Here is a 17,134-nt window from a genome sequence, read left to right on the forward strand (position 1 = left end):
CGGGCTTGCTCGCGAAGACGTCGGTACATCCACCACACATCCCAACCTATGCAACATCTGGTAACGCCTCCGCGAACTGTTCGATTGAGAACGTAAATGTGAGTCCATATCATTTGGCTTCAATTTTTTAATCGAGAGATCGCTCCCATGCTGGTACCGAAGCGTCTACTGACCGCACTCGCCCTGACCGTGATTGGCAGCACCGCAGCCCAGGCCGCTGACGAGGTGGTGGTTTACTCCTCGCGTATCGACGAGCTGATCAAACCGGTCTTCGATGCCTACACCGCGAAAACCGGCGTGCAGGTGAAATTCATCACCGACAAGGAAGCGCCGCTGATGCAGCGGATCAAGGCCGAGGGCGAAAACGCCACCGCGGACCTGCTGCTGACCGTCGATGCCGGCAACCTCTGGCAGGCCGAGCAGATGGGCATCCTGCAACCGTTCACTTCCAAGGTGATCGACGCCAACATCCCGCTGCAATACCGCTCATCCGCCCATGCCTGGACTGGCCTGAGCCTGCGGGCGCGGACCATCGCTTACTCCACCGATCGGGTGAAACCCGGTGAGTTGACCACCTACGAAGGTCTGGCCGACAAGAACTGGGAAGGCCGCCTGTGCCTGCGCACAGCGAAAAAGGTCTACAACCAGTCCCTGACCGCCACCATGATCGAAGTCCATGGCGCCGACAAAACCGAGAAGATTCTCAAGGGCTGGGTGAGTAACCTGTCCACCGACGTGTTCTCGGATGACATCGCGGTGCTGGAAGCCATCAACGCGGGTCAATGCGACGTCGGCATCGTCAACACGTACTACTACGGTCGCCTGCACAAGCAGAAGCCTGATCTGGCGGTGAAGCTGTTCTGGCCGAACCAGGGCGACCGTGGCGTGCACGTGAACCTGTCGGGCATTGGCCTGACCAAACATGCTCCGCACCCGGAAGCGGCCAAGGCCCTTGTGGAATGGATGACCACGCCTGAAGCACAGAAGATCTTTGCTGACGTGAACCAGGAATTCCCGGCCAACCCTGCGGTTCAGCCGTCTGCAGAAGTGGCGAGCTGGGGCAAGTTTGTCGCCGATACCTTGCCTGTGGAAATTGCCGGCAAGCGTCAGGCTGAAGCGATTCGGATGATGGATCGGGCGGGTTGGAACTGACTGCAACGCTGATCGTTCCCACGCTCTGCGTGGGAATGCATCCCCCGACGCTCCGCGTCGAAGCGTGACGCAGAGCGTCACAAGATGTGTGCCCACGCAGACGGTTCGACGCCTCGACGTGGGCACAATCATTTCTATTGATCCACACCCCTGAGACTTTTCCTTGGCTCACCCCGCCCAACGCCGCTGGTATCCCCTGGTCTTCGCCATCGCTGCGCTGGTCCTGTTGCCACTCAGCGTTTTGCTGTTGTCATGGCAAACCATCGATCATCAAATCTGGTCCCATCTCTGGGATACCCAGATGCCACGTCTGCTGGGCAATACCCTGACCCTGGTACTTGGTGTCGGTATCGGCGTAACGCTCTTGGGTGTGAGCCTGGCCTGGCTCACCAGTCTCTGCGAATTCCCCGGTCGGCGTTGGCTGGACTGGGCGCTGATGCTGCCATTCGCCATTCCCGCCTACGTGCTGGCATTCGTCTTCGTCGGCCTGCTGGATTTCGCCGGTCCCGTGCAAACCCTGTTGCGCGAATGGTTCGGCACGGGCTTGAGGTTGCCGCGCGTGCGCTCCACCGGCGGTGTGATTCTGGTCCTGGTGCTGGTCTTCTACCCCTACGTTTATCTGTTGGCGCGAACCGCGTTCCTGGCGCAGGGCAAAGGCTTGATGGAAGCGGCGCGCGTTCTGGGGCAATCCCCGTTGCAAGCGTTCTGGCGAGTTGCGCTGCCCATGGCGCGCCCGGCCATCGGCGCTGGCGTGGCGCTGGCGCTGATGGAAACCTTGGCGGATTTCGGTGCGGTGTCGGTGTTCAACTTCGACACGTTCACGACCGCCATCTACAAGACCTGGTACGGATTTTTCAGCCTCTCCACCGCCGCGCAATTGGCCAGCCTGTTGCTGCTGGTGGTGATGGTCGTGCTGTACGGCGAGCGTCGTGCTCGCGGGGCCAACCGGGCGAGTAACGAACGACCTCGGGTCAAGGCGCTGTATCACCTGCGCGGTTTCAAGGCGTTGGCGGCCATGAGTTGGTGCGGTCTGGTGTTCGCCTGCGCTTTCGTCATTCCAGTGCTTCAACTGGTGGTGTGGTTCTGGCAGCGCGGGCGCTTCGACCTGGATGAGCGTTACGCGGGGCTGATCGTCCATACCCTGTACCTGGGCGGCATGGCGGCGCTGATCACCGTCAGTGTTGCTTTAGTGCTGGTGTTTGCCCGACGTCTGGCCCCGACCCGAGCGATCCGCTCCGGCATCAGCCTGGCCAACCTCGGCTATGCCTTGCCGGGTTCGGTGCTGGCGGTGTCGATCATGCTGGCGTTCAGTTACCTGGATCGCGAACTGGTGATCCCGTTATCGGGCTGGTTGGGCGGCGCCGGCAAGCCATTGTTGCTGGGCAGCCTGTCGGCGTTGTTGCTGGCCTATCTGGTGCGTTTCATCGCGGTGGCTTATGGACCGCTGGAAAGCAGTCTGGCGCGAATACGGCCATCTTTGCCCGAAGCGGCACGTAGCCTTGGCGTCAGTGGGCCACGACTGTTTTTCAAAGTGTATCTGCCGTTATTGCTGCCAGGAACGCTGAGCGCTGCGTTGCTGGTGTTCGTCGATGTGCTCAAGGAAATGCCCGCGACCCTGCTGATGCGCCCGTTTGGCTGGGATACGCTGGCGGTACGCATCTTCGAAATGACCAGCGAAGGCGAGTGGGCGAGGGCCTCTTTGCCGGCCTTGACTCTGGTTTTGGTCGGCCTGCTACCGGTCATCGGATTGATTCGACGTTCGGCGCATCGAAACGCCTAGGTGCCAGTCCTACACCTTGAGGCTACAATGCGCGGCATTCGGTGCGGTCCGTCCTACGGACCAGGTAGCTGAAATCGGCTGAAAGCCTTCTATTTCAAGGCTTTCACCCCGTGCAGCACCGGCCCGCACCTTCGCCACGCCCGGAAGGAGAAACCCATGGGACAGCGCACGCCTCTGTATGACCTTCATCTCGCCCTCGGCGCGAAGATGGTCGATTTTGGCGGTTGGGATATGCCTTTGCATTACGGCTCGCAGGTCGAGGAACACCATCAGGTGCGTCGCGATTGCGGGGTTTTCGATGTATCCCACATGACCGTGATCGATGTCAGCGGCCCTCAGGCCAAGGCCTGGCTCCAGCATTTGCTGGCCAATGACGTCGAACGTCTGCACAGCCCTGGCCGTGCCTTGTACAGCACCATGCTCAACGAGCGCGGCGGCATCGTCGACGACATGATCGTCTACCGTCTCGACGAAGGTTATCGGTTGGTGGTCAACGCCTCCACCCGTAATCAGGACCTCGCCTGGATGCAGGCCCATATCGATGGTTTCGATGTGCAGCTCAACGAGCGCTCCGAGTTGGCGATGCTGGCCATTCAAGGTCCTCAGGCCCGGCACAAAATCTCCGAACTGGTGACCCAGTCCCGCGGCAACCTGATTCAGATGCTCAAGCCCTTCGAAGGCCAGGCTGATGGTGACTGGTTCATCGCGCGCACCGGTTACACCGGCGAAGATGGCCTGGAAATCGTTCTGCCGGCCAATCAAGCGCCAGGATTCTTCAACGATCTGGTGGGCGCGGGCATCTCGCCGATCGGCCTCGGGGCGCGCGATACTCTGCGGGTCGAAGCCGGCATGAACCTCTACGGTCAGGACATTCACCAAGACGTTTCACCGCTGGCCTCCAACATGGCCTGGAGCATTGCCTGGGAACCGGCCACTCGCCAGTTCATCGGTCGCAGCGCTCTTGAAGCCGAACAGGCGGGTGGCGTGCAGCACAAACTGGTCGGTCTGGTCCTTGAGGAGCGTGGGGTTTTGCGCGCTCATCAAGTGGTTCGCATCGCCAATGTTGGCGAAGGGGAGATCACCAGTGGTAGTTTCTCTCCTACGCTTAGCAAGTCGATTGCACTGGCGCGCGTGCCGGTGGCTACCGCCGACCGCGCTGAAGTGGAAATCCGTGGCAAGTGGTACCCGGTCCGAGTGGTCAAACCGACCTTCGTACGCCACGGTAAAACCTTGATCTAACTTTTTTTGGCGGGCAATGACCGCTGACATTTTTCTTGAGGACACAGAACATGAGCGAAATCCCTGTCGACCTGCGTTTTGCCGAAAGTCACGAATGGGCCCGTCTAGACCATGATGGCGGCGTGAAAGTGGGTATTTCAGACCATGCTCAGGAAGCCTTGGGTGACGTAGTGTTCGTTGAGCTGCCGGAAATCGGCAAAGTGTTCGCTGCCGGTGAGGCTGCGGGTGTCGTCGAGTCGGTGAAGGCCGCGTCGGATATCTACTCGCCAGTTTCCGGTACAGTCATTGCCGTTAACGAAGAATTGGCCAGCAACCCGGAACTGCTCAACAGCGCGCCTTATGACAGCTGGATATTCAAACTTGAGCCAAGTGATACGTCTGAGCTGAACAACCTGCTCGACGCGATGGCCTACAAGGCCGCCATCGGCGAGTAAGCCTTAAGCGTCATCCCCAAAGCCCCGACTTGTCGGGGCTTTTTCATTCTCAAGGGGCACAGTGACAGCGACTGCTATGCTGGTTTGACCGTGTTGCATCGACGTTGAGCGCCAGTCAAGAGAGAGCCCGTCATGTCCCAGTTGCCGTCCTTGAGCCAGTTACGCGACCCCAATGCCTTCCTTCGCCGCCACCTCGGGCCCGATGCCGCCGAGCAACAGGCGATGCTCGACAGCCTCGGCCTCGGCAGCCGGGTCGAGTTGATCGAGCAGACGGTGCCGCCGGGAATCCGCCTGAACAGGCCGCTCGACCTGCCACCCGCGCTCGACGAAGAAGCCGCGCTGGCCAAACTGCGCGGTTACGCCGAGCAAAACCAGGTCTGGACCAGCCTGATCGGCATGGGCTACCACGGCACCCTCACGCCGACCGTCATTGTGCGCAACGTGCTGGAAAATCCCGGTTGGTACACCGCGTACACGCCGTATCAACCAGAGATTGCCCAGGGCCGGCTCGAAGCGCTGCTGAACTTCCAGCAATTGACCATCGACCTCACGGGCCTGGAACTGGCCAACGCCTCGCTGCTGGACGAAGCCACGGCAGCGGCGGAAGCCATGGCATTGGCCAAGCGTGTCGCCAAGTCCAGGAGCAATCTGTTCTTCGTCGACGAAAACTGTCATCCGCAGACCATTTCCGTGGTGCAGACCCGAGCAGAAGGGTTCGGCTTCGAGCTGATCATCGACACTGTGGATAACTTGAAACAGCACCAGGTGTTCGGTGCGCTCCTGCAATATCCCGATACCCACGGCGAAATCCGCGATCTTCGTCCGTTGATCGATCATCTGCATGCGCAGCAAGCCTTGGCGTGTGTCGCTGCCGATCTGCTGAGTCTGCTGTTACTGACGCCGCCGGGGGAGTTGGGCGCCGACGTGGTGTTCGGTTCATCCCAGCGTTTCGGCGTGCCCATGGGTTACGGTGGGCCTCACGCAGCGTTTTTTGCCAGTCGCGATGAGTACAAACGGGCGATTCCCGGGCGGATCATCGGCGTGTCGAAGGACGCTCGCGGCAACGTCGCCCTGCGCATGGCCCTGCAAACCCGCGAGCAACATATCCGCCGGGAGAAAGCCAACTCGAACATTTGCACCGCTCAGGTGCTGCTGGCCAACATTGCCAGTTTCTATGCGGTCTATCACGGTCCGGAAGGGCTCAAACGCATTGCCCAACGCGTCCATCGGCTGACCAGCATCCTCGCCGCTGGCCTGGAGCGCCGCGGCATCACCCGTCTCAACACACACTTTTTCGACACGCTGACGCTGGAGGTCGGTGGTACTCAGACGGCAATCATCGAAAGTGCCCAGGCCGCGCAGATCAATTTGCGCATCCTCGGGCGCGGGCAGTTGGGGCTGAGCCTCGACGAAACCTCTGACGAGTTCACCGTCGCGAAGTTGTTTGATGTGTTCCTCGGTTCCGATCATGGGCTGAACGTCGACGAACTGGACGCTGAAACCCTTGCTTCCGGCATTCCCTCGGGTCTGCTGCGTACCTCTACTTATCTGCGCCACCCGGTGTTCAGCGCCCATCACAGCGAAACCGAGATGCTGCGCTACCTCAAGCAACTGGAGAACAAGGACCTGGCGCTCAACCAATCGATGATCCCGCTGGGCTCTTGCACCATGAAACTCAATGCCACCAGCGAGATGATTCCGATCACGTGGCCGCAGTTCGCCAACCTGCACCCGTTTGTGCCGAAAGAGCAGGCGGTCGGTTATTCGCTGATGATCGAAGAGCTGGAGCGCTGGCTCTGCGCGATTACCGGTTTCGACGCGATCTGCATGCAACCCAACTCCGGGGCCCAAGGCGAGTACGCCGGGTTGCTGGCGATCCGCAAATATCACGAGAGCCGCCATGAGGGCGCGCGGGATATTTGCCTGATCCCGTCCTCGGCCCACGGCACCAACCCGGCGTCGGCGCAGATGGCCGGTATGCGGGTGGTGATCGTCGAATGCGACGAGGCGGGCAACGTTGATCTGGATGACCTCAAAGGCAAAGCCGCAGAGGCCGGAGACAAACTCGCCTGCCTGATGGCGACGTATCCTTCGACCCACGGCGTGTACGAGGAAGGCATCAGCGAAATCTGCGAAGTTATCCACAGTCACGGCGGCCAGGTGTACATGGATGGCGCCAACCTCAACGCTCAGGTCGGACTGGCGCGCCCGGCGGACATTGGCGCCGACGTGTCCCACATGAACCTGCACAAGACTTTCTGCATTCCCCATGGTGGCGGCGGGCCGGGCATGGGGCCGATTGGTGTGCGGGCGCATCTGGCGCCGTTCGTAGCCAATCACCCGGTGGTACCGATCGAAGGGCCATTGGCGCAAAACGGCGCAGTCAGCGCAGCGCCCTGGGGCAGTGCAAGCATCCTGCCGATCAGCTGGATGTACATCGCGATGATGGGGCCGCAATTGGCGGATGCCAGTGAAGTAGCGATCCTCGCCGCGAATTACCTGGCGCAGCACTTGTCCGGGGCGTTTCCGGTGCTTTACACCGGGCGCAACGAGCGGGTGGCTCACGAATGCATTCTTGACCTGCGGCCACTAAAGACGCTGACCGGGATCAGCGAGGAGGACGTCGCCAAGCGGCTGATGGACTATGGTTTCCATGCGCCGACCATGTCGTTTCCGGTGCCGGGGACGTTGATGGTTGAGCCCACCGAAAGTGAATCGAAGGCGGAGCTGGACCGTTTTATCGGGGCGATGCTGAGTATTCGCGCGGAAATCACCGAGGTGCAGAACGGTAACTGGCCGGCCGATGACAACCCGCTGAAACGTTCGCCGCATACCCTGGCGGATATCACCGGGGTTTGGGAGCGGTCCTACAGCATCCAGCAGGCGGTGACGCCGGATGCTCACACCAAGGCGCATAAGTACTGGCCGGTGGTGAATCGGGTGGACAACGTCTACGGTGACCGCAATCTGTTTTGCGCTTGCGTCCCGGTGGATGATTACCGCTGACAGGGTTTTGCATTGGGCAAAAAAATGCCGCTCATGGAGAGCGGCATTTTTTTGAGTCATGAATCAGAACGACATCCGCGCTTCAACGTAAAGATTCTGCTCTCGAAGCTTGCCCTTTAGTTGTTCGTCCCGTGCATTGATGCGGTTGGCGAAGGTGTTATAGCCGGTTTCAACCTTACCCATGTCGACATAGCGGTAGCCGGTGCCGACGGTAATTTGCCGGGTCAGTTTGAGGTCTGCACCGACGCCCAGGGTGTAGGCGAAATTGTTTTGGGTATTGTTGGCAAATCGACGTGAAGGGTTGGACTGATAGCCTTCGGAATTGATATGGGCCACGCCTGCGCCGGCCATGGCGTACAGCGATAGGCTTTGGGTCAAGGGGAAGTCCTTATAGGCATTGAACATCAGGCGTTTGGATGAGACCTGCATGTTGTTAACGTTGGCGTTGAATGGCGCCCAGTAACTCTTGAACTCCGAGTCCTGCTTGATGGTGTACTCGCTTTCCAGGCGCCAGCCGCCTATGAACTCATAACCGAGCGCAACGGAGCCGCCGACATCTTTGTTGCGCTCCGGACTGACGATACGGTTGTTCACCCTGGGACTTGTGAGCAGGGCGTCGGTAAGGTCTTGCTGGACACTCTGGATTTTTATCGAGCCGTACAGGCCTTCTGCGTGGGAAACGTGACTGTAGGCGGCCAGCAGAAGTAAAGATAAGACTGGTTTTTTCATGTGAGTCGATTCGCTTTTGGGGGTAATCCGAATCGACAAAGTTTGAGTTCGCACGTCTGGCGCTGATATCAGAGCTTTCATCAGTAGGTCGGTGAAAACTCGTCTGTATGTCGGTGTTTTGGCGTTAGCCTACGTAGGAAATAGCTGCGCAATTTCTCTGGTTCAAAAAAAATGCCGCTCATTGAGAGCGGCATTTTTGTTCAGCAGTAAATCTTAATTCGAAGCAACGGCATTCTTCGCCAGGATCGCGTTCGCCAGTTCCATGTCCGTGGCCTGCAGGCCAGGGTTGTCGGCGCGGACTTTCTGCATCGCGGCCTCCAGGTATGGGCCGCGAATGCCGCCGTCACTGGCGACAAAGCTGCCGGCATCGTCCTGGGCGGCAACGATCAGCTTGTTATCCTTGAAGGTCAGGTAGGTCGAACCGGTGGTCGCACCGGATGAGATGACGTTACGCCAAAAGCTATCGGCCATCACCGAACCGACAGGAAGGGACAACAAGGCGATGGTAGCGACAGCAAGTTTGAAACGCATATAGGGTGACTCCACTGGGTTAACTGCGGCGTTTGATTGCCAATCCCCCAATCGAGTTCCATGACGGCCGCGCCTACTTTTGTTCGCTCTGCGGCGTTACTCGCAGCACCTCCTCAATCGTCGTCAAACCCGCTGCGACTTTTTGCGCCCCTGACAGCCGCAAACTGCGCATGCCTTCCTTGAACGCCTGACGCCGCACCGCCAGCAAATCGGTGTCGGGGTTGATCAGCGCTTTGACGCCGTCCGTCAGCTGCATGATTTCGTAGACCCCGGCGCGGCCGCGGTAACCGGTATCGCGACATTCAAGGCAGCCGATGGCGCGATGTGCGTTGTTTGGCAACGGTGCCTGCCAGGGCCGGGTCAAGGTTTGCCAGTCTTCTTCACCCAGCGTCAGCGGCGCCTTGCAATGCGGGCACAAGGTGCGGACCAGGCGCTGGGCCATGACGCCGAGCACCGTGGCTTTGATCAGGTAATGCGGCACGCCCAGCTCCAGCAAGCGGCTGATCGCGCTCGGCGCATCGTTGGTGTGCAGCGTCGACAGCACCAAGTGGCCAGTGAGCGCAGCCTGGATTGCCATTTCAGCGGTTTCCAGATCACGGATCTCACCGATCATGATGATGTCCGGATCCTGTCGCATCAACGCACGCACACCAGCGGCAAAGGTCAGATCGATGTTGTGTTGGACCTGCATCTGGTTGAACGCCGGCTCGACCATTTCGATCGGGTCTTCGATGGTGCAGAGGTTGACCTCCGGCGTCGCCAGTTTTTTCAGGGTGGTGTACAGCGTGGTGGTCTTGCCGGAACCGGTCGGGCCGGTGACCAGAATGATGCCGTTGGGCTGGCTCGTCATGTCTTGCCAGCGGCGCAGGTCGTCGGCGGAGAAGCCCAGCTGATCGAAATCCTTGAGCAGTACTTCTGGATCGAAGATCCGCATGACCATTTTTTCGCCGAATGCGGTAGGCAATGTCGATAGCCGCAACTCGACTTCGCCACCGTCCGGGGTTTTGGTCTTGACCCGGCCGTCCTGGGGTTTGCGTTTTTCCGCGACGTTCATCCGCCCGAGGCTTTTCAGGCGGCTGACGATCGCCATGGTCACTTGCGGCGGGAATTGATAGACGTTGTGCAGCACGCCGTCGATGCGAAAGCGCACCGTGCCTTGTTCGCGCCGGGGTTCGATGTGGATATCGCTGGCGCGTTGCTGGAACGCGTACTGGAACAACCAGTCGACGATGTTGACGATGTGCGCGTCGTTGGCGTCCGGTTCCTGGTCGCTGGCGCCGAGGTTAAGCAACTGCTCGAAGTTGCCCAGGGTGTTCATCTGCTGATCGGCGTTGGTCGCGCCGCTGACCGATTTGGCCAGGCGGAAGAACTCCACACTGAAGCGCTGGATGTCGACCGGGTTGGCCACCACACGCTTGATCGGCAGTTTCAGCACATGGGTCAGGTCGGCTTCCCAGCCGGTGACGTAGGGCTGGGCGCTGGCCACGGTGACTGCGTCGCGGTCGATGGACACCGCAAGAATCTTGTGACGCTGGGCGAAGGCGTAGGACATCAGCGGCGTAATCGCCGCCACGTTGATTTTCAGCGGATCGATACGCAAGTAAGGCTGGCCGGCCTGCTGCGACAGCCAAAGCGTCAGGCTTTCCAGGTCGAGGTGTTTACCGGGACGGCTGAGGTCGTCCAGAAGTTGGCTGGCGATGAATTCCAGCGGGTGCATCTGGCCATTGGTAGCGTGACGGCGTCGAGCATTGAGCGCGTGTTCGGCCGAGTCCTGACTGATAAAACCTTGAGCGACCAGTTCACGCAGCAAATCATTGAGATCCAGCCAGCGGTCCTGAATGGCAAGTTGAACGGACATGCGGGCTCCTCATGAACAACAGTTCGCAAAGGATAGTCGCGGAGCCGCAGACCGTTGGGCCACTACCCGACGAAGCCGTGTCGAGTTTTTTCAGCCCGCCGCCTGAGCCGGTTCATCCCACGCGCAATCAGCTGCTCGCAGCTCAACCGAACAGACGCTGATCAGGTTACGTAATTTTTCCGCGATCACTTGGGCGCGGTGCCAGCTCAGGCCGTCCATCACGATGTCGATCGACAGCAGATCGTCCATCCGCTGCACGTTGACCTGTTGCGGCGTCAGAAACTGCAAGGCGAACAGGTTGAGCGCCCGGCACAGCAGATCCGGTTCGGCCTCGGCCAGCATTTGATAGTGAACGCGGCAGTGGGCGTTGCTGACGTTCCAGACATCGGCACGGGTGTGCGGGGTGTTGACGGCTTCTAGATGCGGCATGGTCGGTCTCCAAAATCACTGGAGGAATTTTTACATTCGGTGCCGGGCATTTCTTATCTATGATTGGGCTTATTGGCGATTGTTTGAATTGCTTGATTCGGTAAGTTATCAATCTAAGGTTTTTTTATGCATAGCGAGCTGGATGGCTACGACCGCAAGATTCTCGCGTTGCTGCAAGAGGACGCTTCACTTTCCAGTGCGCAGATTGCGGAGCAGGTGGGGTTGTCGCAGTCGCCATGCTGGCGGCGGATTCAGCGGATGAAGGAGGAGGGGATCATTCGCGGGCAGGTGACACTGCTTGATCGGAAGAAAATCGGTCTTAACACGCAGATCTTCGCCGAAATCAAACTCAACGCTCACGGGCGTTCGAACTTCACCGAATTCACCGAGGCGATTCGCGGCTTTCCCGAAGTGCTGGAATGTTATGTGCTGATGGGGTCGGTGGATTTCTTGCTGCGGATTGTGACGGCGGACATTGAGGCGTATGAGCGGTTTTTCTTCGAGAAGCTGTCTATGGTGCCGGGGATTCAGGAGGTGAACTCGATCGTGGCGTTGTCGGAAATCAAGTCCACGACGAGTTTGCCGGTGTAGCGCTGACCCTACACTGATCGTTCCCACGCTCCCGCGTGGGAATGCAGCCGGTGACGCTCCGCGTCACCTGGACGCGGAGCGTCCCTTAAGGCATTCCCACGCAGAGCGTGGGAACGATCATCATCGCGAGATTACATACGCAGCAGCATCTTCCACGCACGATTCTGATACACCGCAATCGCCTGCTGCTTGCGCGCATCCAGCGATTCATCGGTGATCGGCTCGTTCGCCAATTGAGCAAGCTGTTTCAGCTCACCGTACAGGCGATCCATTTCCGGAATATCCAGCACGCTGCGGGCATGGTGCAGCCAGGCCTGGATGCGCTCGATGCGCGGAAGTTGCTCGGCCAGGTCTTCTGGCTGTTGCTGATAACGCTGCAGTTGCAGGGAAGTCGCTTCTTCACCCAGCAAACGCGGCAGCCAGCTGCCCAATTGCGCAGCGCCCTGGCGATTGCCACGGACGTTGCGATCGGCAGCCCAGGTGCGGGCCAGCAACCAGCGCGAAGTGTTCAGCGAGAACAGGCCCCAGCGCGGATCTTCGAGCTCTTCGAGGAACTGCTCCGGCGCGGCTTTGCGCACGTCTTCGTCGTCGACACCGGCTTGCACCAGCGGACGCCAGTCTTCGAGCAAGGCATCCAGCGCGATGCGCAGATCGTGCGTTGACTGACGTGGCGCGGCTTGGCCCAGGCTGCTCAGCAGCGCGCGCAACTCAGCCAGGTTTTCGACCCAGTCCTGCAACAGGCGCCAGTGGCCGTTGAAACGATACTGCTCGGCCAGCCGCTGGCTGCTGCTCAGCAAGTGCCAGCTCAGCGCGGCAAAAGCGTCGTCCAGCTGGGTTTCAGCGGTGATCTGTGGTGCTGGCAGGCTCAACGAGTAGCTGTTGGCGTCGTACAAGCGATAACCGCGCTCGGCCTTGCTGATGTCACACGGCATCAGGGCGAGGGTCGCGGCCAGTTCGGCGGCCAGTTCCAGCAGAGCGGCCGGCTCGCCTTCGCGCAGTTCAAGCTCCAGCTCGCAGATTTCTTCTTTCTGCTTGCCGACCACCACGTGGCCGAGGTCCAGCGCAGCTTCGATAACCACTTTGGTCTTGCCACGGCCCCAGGCGATTTCAGCGCGTTCGCGGACGAAATCAGTGGTGAAGATCGCTTTCAGGGTTTTCTTGTCCAGCTCGGCGAGTTCTTCGGGCCAGCATTCGCCGTCGAGTTTCTTCACGTCGAGCTTGGCTTTGGGCAGGTTCCAGTCGTATTCGTTACGCACGGACAGACCGGCAACGCTCTGGCCGCGGGTCTTGAGGGTCTGAATCACTTCTTCGCCATCGCGGCGCAGGCGCAGGGCAACCTTGGCGCGGGCCAGGTCGCGCTCAGGCGTGTCGAAGTACTGGTTCATCAACTCACGGCGTTCCCAGCCACTTTTGTTGCGTTTTTTCAGGAGCGGGTGCTCGCGCAGGGCAGCGAGAGTTTCTCGGCTGACGCGGAGTTTGATTTCGGTTTCTTTCTGCATGGCCGGAAAATCCAGGATCGGGAGCGCAGCCGGGGGAATGTGTGGCTGCCAAGGTCGTGCAGTGTACAGGACTCGTTCGTCCTACGTGCCGTGGCGGTTTATTCCTGTCGCCGGATGGTTCTATGATGGAGTTCAAATCGGGAGTTGGGAGTCAGCGATGCTTTTGCCGTCCATGAAAGATCAGTTCGCTGCGCTGATCGCTGCGCCGTCCGTCAGCTGTACGCAGGCCAGCCTCGATCAAAGCAACCGTCCGGTGATTGATTTGCTGGCGACGTGGCTCGGCGATCTGGGTTTTACCTGCGACATCCAGCAGGTCAGCCCCGGCAAATTCAACCTGCTGGCCAGTTTCGGTTCCGGCCCCGGTGGCCTGGTGCTGGCCGGTCACAGTGACACCGTGCCGTTCGATGGCGCGCTGTGGCAGACCGATCCGCTGAAGCTGACCGAAGTCGATGGCCGCTGGGTGGGTCTGGGCAGTTGCGACATGAAGGGCTTTTTCGCCCTGGCCATCGAAGCCGTCATACCCTTGCTCGATCAGCCGTTCAAGCAACCGCTGCTGATCCTCGCCACCTGCGATGAAGAAAGTTCGATGTCCGGCGCTCGCGCTCTGGCCGAAGCCGGGCGGCCGTTGGGTCGTGCGGCGGTGATCGGCGAGCCGACCGGGCTGAAGCCGATCCGCATGCACAAAGGCATCATGATGGAGCGCATCGACATCCTCGGCCAGAGCGGCCACTCCTCGGATCCGCGCCTTGGCCACAGCGCCCTCGAAGCCATGCACGACGCCATCGGTGAGCTGCGCGGTTTGCGGTTGGCGTGGCAGCGTGAGTTCCGTAATCCACAGTTCAGCGTGCCGACGCCGACCCTGAATTTCGGCTGCATCCATGGCGGCGATAATCCCAACCGTATTTGCGGCCAGTGTTCGCTGGAGTTTGATCTGCGCCCATTGCCAGGTATGGACCCCAATGCCCTGCGCGCGGAGATTCTGCAGAAGCTCAAGCCCATTGCCGAGTGGCATCAGGTGAAGATCGATTACGCGCCGCTGTTCCCCGAAGTGCCGCCGTTCGAGCAGGCCGAGGACGCAGAATTGGTCCGGGTCGCGGAAAAGCTCACCGGCCATCGTGCCGAAGCAGTGGCGTTCGGCACCGAAGCGCCTTATCTTCAGCGTCTTGGCTGCGAAACACTGGTGCTCGGCCCTGGCGACATCGCCTGTGCGCACCAACCGGGGGAATACCTCGAAATGTCACGTTTGCAGCCTACGGTGCATCTATTACGTCAACTGATTGAACATTACTGCCTGACACCGGCGCCTCTCGTATAAATCGCCCGTGTCCAAACCCGTATCCATGAGGAGAGCGCGCGTGTCGCCAAGCCTGTTCCGACGATAACCATCAGCCCGCTGTGCGTTTTTCTGTTTCGCCCATTTTTTGGCTGCTATTTATTACAGGCCCAGGTTCATGCCCGAATACGTTAATTGGCTTCGTCACGCTTCGCCTTACATCAACGCCCACCGCGATTGCACCTTCGTCGTCATGTTGCCCGGCGACGGCGTGGAGCACCCGAACTTCGGCAATATCGTCCACGACCTGGTGCTGTTGCACAGCCTGGGCGTTCGACTGGTGCTGGTTCACGGTTCCCGTCCGCAAATTGAAACCCGCCTGGCTGCGCGCGGCCTGACCCCGCATTACCACCACGGCATGCGCATCACCGATGCCGCAACGCTGGAGTGTGTGATCGATGCGGTGGGCCAGCTGCGTATCGCCATCGAAGCGCGGCTGTCCATGGACATGGCTTCATCGCCAATGCAGGGCTCGCGCCTGCGGGTGGCCAGCGGCAATCTGGTCACGGCGCGGCCGATCGGTGTGCTCGAAGGCGTCGACTATCACCACACCGGCGAAGTGCGTCGGGTTGACCGCAAGGGCATCAATCGCCTGCTGGATGAGCGCTCCATCGTGCTGCTGTCGCCGCTGGGTTACTCGCCGACCGGTGAGATTTTCAACCTCGCCTGCGAAGACGTCGCCACCCGCGCCGCCATTGATCTGGGGGCGGACAAGCTGCTGTTGTTCGGCGCCGACCTGGGTTTGATCGATGAAAACGGTCGCCTGGTTCGTGAGTTGCGTCCGCAACAAGTGCCGGCGCATCTGCAGCGTCTGGGCAGCAACTATCAGGCTGAGCTGTTGGATGCGGCCGCTGAGGCCTGCCGCGGCGGTGTGGCTCGCAGTCATATCGTCAGCTACGCCGAAGACGGCGCGCTGCTGACCGAACTGTTCACCCGTGACGGTGGCGGTACGTTGGTGGCCCAGGAGCAATTCGAGGTTGTGCGCGAAGCGGCGATCGAAGACGTCGGTGGTTTACTGGATTTGATCAGCCCGCTGGAAGAGCAGGGCATTCTGGTGCGGCGTTCCCGTGAGGTGCTGGAGCGTGAGATCGAGCAGTTCAGTGTGGTCGAGCGCGAAGGCATGATCATCGCGTGTGCGGCGCTGTATCAGATCGCTGATTCGGATGCGGGGGAGTTGGCGTGTCTGGCGGTGAACCCGGAGTATCGCCATGGCGGTCGTGGTGATGAGTTGCTGGAGCGCATCGAAACCCGCGCCCGGGCGCAGGGGCTGAAAACCTTGTTCGTACTGACGACCCGGACCGCTCACTGGTTTCGCGAGCGTGGGTTTGTGCCGAGCAGTGTTGAACGCCTGCCATCAGCGCGGGCGTCGCTGTACAACTATCAGCGTAATTCGAAGATCTTCGAAAAAACCCTCTGAACTGATCGTTCCCACGCTCTGCGTGGGAATGCAGCCCGGGACGCTCCGCGTCCCATCTAAAGCCGAACGCGGAGCGTCCGTTGAGGCATTCCCACCAGACGGTTCGACGCCTCGACGTGGGAACGATCATCAATCCTGCACAAACTTCGCGCTGACATACGGCGAATAATCCGGCAGCACCGTCTCGATCTTCCCTTGTTCCTTCAAGAACTTCGCCGTCTCGCCAATCGCCTTGGCCGTGCCGCCGTCCAGCAGCGCGGTGGTCTGTTGGGCTTTCGCATCCGGGAACGTGGAACCGGCCAGCAACTCCGGCACATCAACGGCATTGGCACCGGTCAGTTTGGCGATTTTCTGCACAGGTACCGAGTCAGCAGTCCAGCTGTCTTTATGCGCGGCATAGTCGGCGAACGAGTCCAGCGTGACCTTGGCGAATTTGGCCACAACCTCTGGGTGCTTCTCGGCGTAATCCTTGCGCGCGACCCAGACTTCAAAGGTCGGTGCACCCCATTGGCCGACCTGTGCCGCGTCGGTCAAGGTCTTGCCGGTCTTGCGAATTTCCCCCAGCGCGGGTGACCAGACAAACGCACCATCGATGTCACCCCGCTTCCACGCCGCCGCGATTTCCGCCGGTTGCAAATTCACCACTTTGATTTTCGAGGCGTCCAGGCCCCAGTGCTTCAGCGCACCCAGCAAACTGTAGTGGGAGGTTGAAACGAAGGGTGTGGCGATGGTCTTGCCGATCAGATCTTCCGGTTTATCAATGCCACTGCCGTTGCGTACCACGAGTGCTTCAGCGGCGTTGATCTGGGCGGAAACAATGAACGCAACGATCGGCAGATTGCGCGAAGCAGCGGCCGCCAGCGGACTGGAGCCGAGGTTGCCAATCTGCACATCGCCGGAAGCAATGGCAGTAACCACTTCCGGGCCGCTATTGAAACGACGCCAGTCAATTTTCTGGCCTAGGGTTTTCTCGTACAGTCCGTCTGCCTGGGGGACTTTGCTGGGGTCGATACCGGTTTGATAACCGATCGTGAGGTTCGCCGCGTGAGCGCTAAAAGAAATTATTAGCGATACACAAACTGTAACAATTGGGCCGGATAGTGCGCGTTTGGTCGTCATGGCGCTGCCTTTCGATA

The 17,134-nt window shown here is 59.9% G+C and carries 14 protein-coding genes; 8 read left to right on the plus strand and 6 right to left on the minus strand.

The features are described 5' to 3' along the window. The first annotated feature begins 147 nt into the window (after positions 1-147). From CKW16_RS01995 to gcvP, 5 genes are all read left to right on the plus strand, one after another. Complete coding sequence (locus tag CKW16_RS01995) at positions 148-1,152, plus strand: extracellular solute-binding protein (protein WP_095126995.1); 1,005 nt, start codon at positions 148-150, stop codon at positions 1,150-1,152. Between the two features lie 163 nt (positions 1,153-1,315). Beyond that, on the plus strand, positions 1,316-2,932 hold the full coding sequence (locus CKW16_RS02000) for an iron ABC transporter permease (RefSeq protein WP_095126996.1): 1,617 nt from the start codon (positions 1,316-1,318) through the stop codon (positions 2,930-2,932). A gap of 156 nt (positions 2,933-3,088) precedes the next feature. Beyond that, entirely contained in the window at positions 3,089-4,171 is a 1,083-nt protein-coding gene (gene gcvT, locus CKW16_RS02005; RefSeq protein WP_095126997.1) for a glycine cleavage system aminomethyltransferase GcvT, read from the plus strand. 50 nt (positions 4,172-4,221) lie between these two features. Next, a complete protein-coding gene (gene gcvH / locus CKW16_RS02010; RefSeq protein ID WP_095126998.1) occupies positions 4,222-4,605 on the plus strand; it encodes a glycine cleavage system protein GcvH in 384 nt (127 codons plus the stop codon). A 132-nt stretch (positions 4,606-4,737) separates the two neighbouring features. Further along, positions 4,738-7,611, plus strand: coding sequence for an aminomethyl-transferring glycine dehydrogenase (gene gcvP / locus CKW16_RS02015; RefSeq protein WP_095126999.1), 2,874 nt, complete (start codon positions 4,738-4,740; stop codon positions 7,609-7,611). Between the two features lie 63 nt (positions 7,612-7,674). Here the strand turns inward: gcvP and CKW16_RS02020 are convergent, their stop codons facing one another. From CKW16_RS02020 to CKW16_RS02035, 4 genes are all read right to left on the minus strand, one after another. Continuing rightward, positions 7,675-8,340, minus strand: a complete 666-nt coding sequence (locus CKW16_RS02020) for an outer membrane protein (RefSeq protein ID WP_095127000.1) — start codon at positions 8,338-8,340, stop codon at positions 7,675-7,677. 213 nt (positions 8,341-8,553) lie between these two features. Further along, a complete protein-coding gene (locus tag CKW16_RS02025; RefSeq protein WP_095127001.1) occupies positions 8,554-8,871 on the minus strand; it encodes a DUF2388 domain-containing protein in 318 nt (105 codons plus the stop codon). A gap of 73 nt (positions 8,872-8,944) precedes the next feature. Beyond that, positions 8,945-10,729, minus strand: a complete 1,785-nt coding sequence (locus CKW16_RS02030) for a GspE/PulE family protein (protein ID WP_095127002.1) — start codon at positions 10,727-10,729, stop codon at positions 8,945-8,947. A gap of 90 nt (positions 10,730-10,819) precedes the next feature. Beyond that, positions 10,820-11,158 (minus strand): hypothetical protein, encoded by a 339-nt coding sequence (locus CKW16_RS02035; RefSeq protein ID WP_095127003.1) that lies wholly within the window; start codon positions 11,156-11,158, stop codon positions 10,820-10,822. A 126-nt stretch (positions 11,159-11,284) separates the two neighbouring features. Between CKW16_RS02035 and CKW16_RS02040 the strand changes: the two genes are divergently transcribed. After that, complete coding sequence (locus CKW16_RS02040; RefSeq protein WP_046045137.1) at positions 11,285-11,749, plus strand: Lrp/AsnC family transcriptional regulator; 465 nt, start codon at positions 11,285-11,287, stop codon at positions 11,747-11,749. Positions 11,750-11,880: 131 nt separating this feature from the next. On the opposite strand, the gene CKW16_RS02045 is transcribed toward CKW16_RS02040, so the two are convergent. After that, positions 11,881-13,248, minus strand: a complete 1,368-nt coding sequence (locus tag CKW16_RS02045; RefSeq protein ID WP_095127004.1) for an inorganic triphosphatase — start codon at positions 13,246-13,248, stop codon at positions 11,881-11,883. A 157-nt stretch (positions 13,249-13,405) separates the two neighbouring features. Between CKW16_RS02045 and argE the strand changes: the two genes are divergently transcribed. After that, positions 13,406-14,563, plus strand: coding sequence for an acetylornithine deacetylase (gene argE / locus CKW16_RS02050; RefSeq protein ID WP_095127005.1), 1,158 nt, complete (start codon positions 13,406-13,408; stop codon positions 14,561-14,563). Positions 14,564-14,699: 136 nt separating this feature from the next. Beyond that, positions 14,700-15,998 carry an amino-acid N-acetyltransferase gene (gene argA / locus CKW16_RS02055; RefSeq protein ID WP_008026003.1) on the plus strand — a complete coding sequence of 433 codons (1,299 nt, stop codon included), beginning with the start codon at positions 14,700-14,702 and terminating at the stop codon, positions 15,996-15,998. Positions 15,999-16,127: 129 nt separating this feature from the next. Here the strand turns inward: argA and tauA are convergent, their stop codons facing one another. Beyond that, positions 16,128-17,117, minus strand: a complete 990-nt coding sequence (tauA, locus tag CKW16_RS02060) for a taurine ABC transporter substrate-binding protein (protein WP_095127006.1) — start codon at positions 17,115-17,117, stop codon at positions 16,128-16,130. Positions 17,118-17,134: the final 17 nt, after the last annotated feature.

This window comes from Pseudomonas sp. Irchel s3h14 (assembly GCF_900187425.1).
Taxonomy (GTDB): Bacteria; Pseudomonadota; Gammaproteobacteria; order Pseudomonadales; family Pseudomonadaceae; genus Aquipseudomonas.

Bases quoted from the DNA above. Each gene is read 5' to 3' on its own strand.
- CKW16_RS02045 (WP_095127004.1), bottom strand. From the start codon at position 13,248: ATGCAGAAAGAAACCGAAATCAAACTCCGCGTCAGCCGAGAAACTCTC.
- CKW16_RS02030 (WP_095127002.1), bottom strand. From the start codon at position 10,729: ATGTCCGTTCAACTTGCCATTCAGGACCGCTGGCTGGATCTCAATGAT.
- argE (WP_095127005.1), top strand. From the start codon at position 13,406: ATGCTTTTGCCGTCCATGAAAGATCAGTTCGCTGCGCTGATCGCTGCG.
- gcvT (WP_095126997.1), top strand. From the start codon at position 3,089: ATGGGACAGCGCACGCCTCTGTATGACCTTCATCTCGCCCTCGGCGCG.
- argA (WP_008026003.1), top strand. From the start codon at position 14,700: ATGCCCGAATACGTTAATTGGCTTCGTCACGCTTCGCCTTACATCAAC.
- gcvP (WP_095126999.1), top strand. From the start codon at position 4,738: ATGTCCCAGTTGCCGTCCTTGAGCCAGTTACGCGACCCCAATGCCTTC.
- CKW16_RS02035 (WP_095127003.1), bottom strand. From the start codon at position 11,158: ATGCCGCATCTAGAAGCCGTCAACACCCCGCACACCCGTGCCGATGTC.
- CKW16_RS02020 (WP_095127000.1), bottom strand. From the start codon at position 8,340: ATGAAAAAACCAGTCTTATCTTTACTTCTGCTGGCCGCCTACAGTCAC.
- CKW16_RS02040 (WP_046045137.1), top strand. From the start codon at position 11,285: ATGCATAGCGAGCTGGATGGCTACGACCGCAAGATTCTCGCGTTGCTG.
- tauA (WP_095127006.1), bottom strand. From the start codon at position 17,117: ATGACGACCAAACGCGCACTATCCGGCCCAATTGTTACAGTTTGTGTA.
- gcvH (WP_095126998.1), top strand. From the start codon at position 4,222: ATGAGCGAAATCCCTGTCGACCTGCGTTTTGCCGAAAGTCACGAATGG.
- CKW16_RS01995 (WP_095126995.1), top strand. From the start codon at position 148: ATGCTGGTACCGAAGCGTCTACTGACCGCACTCGCCCTGACCGTGATT.
- CKW16_RS02025 (WP_095127001.1), bottom strand. From the start codon at position 8,871: ATGCGTTTCAAACTTGCTGTCGCTACCATCGCCTTGTTGTCCCTTCCT.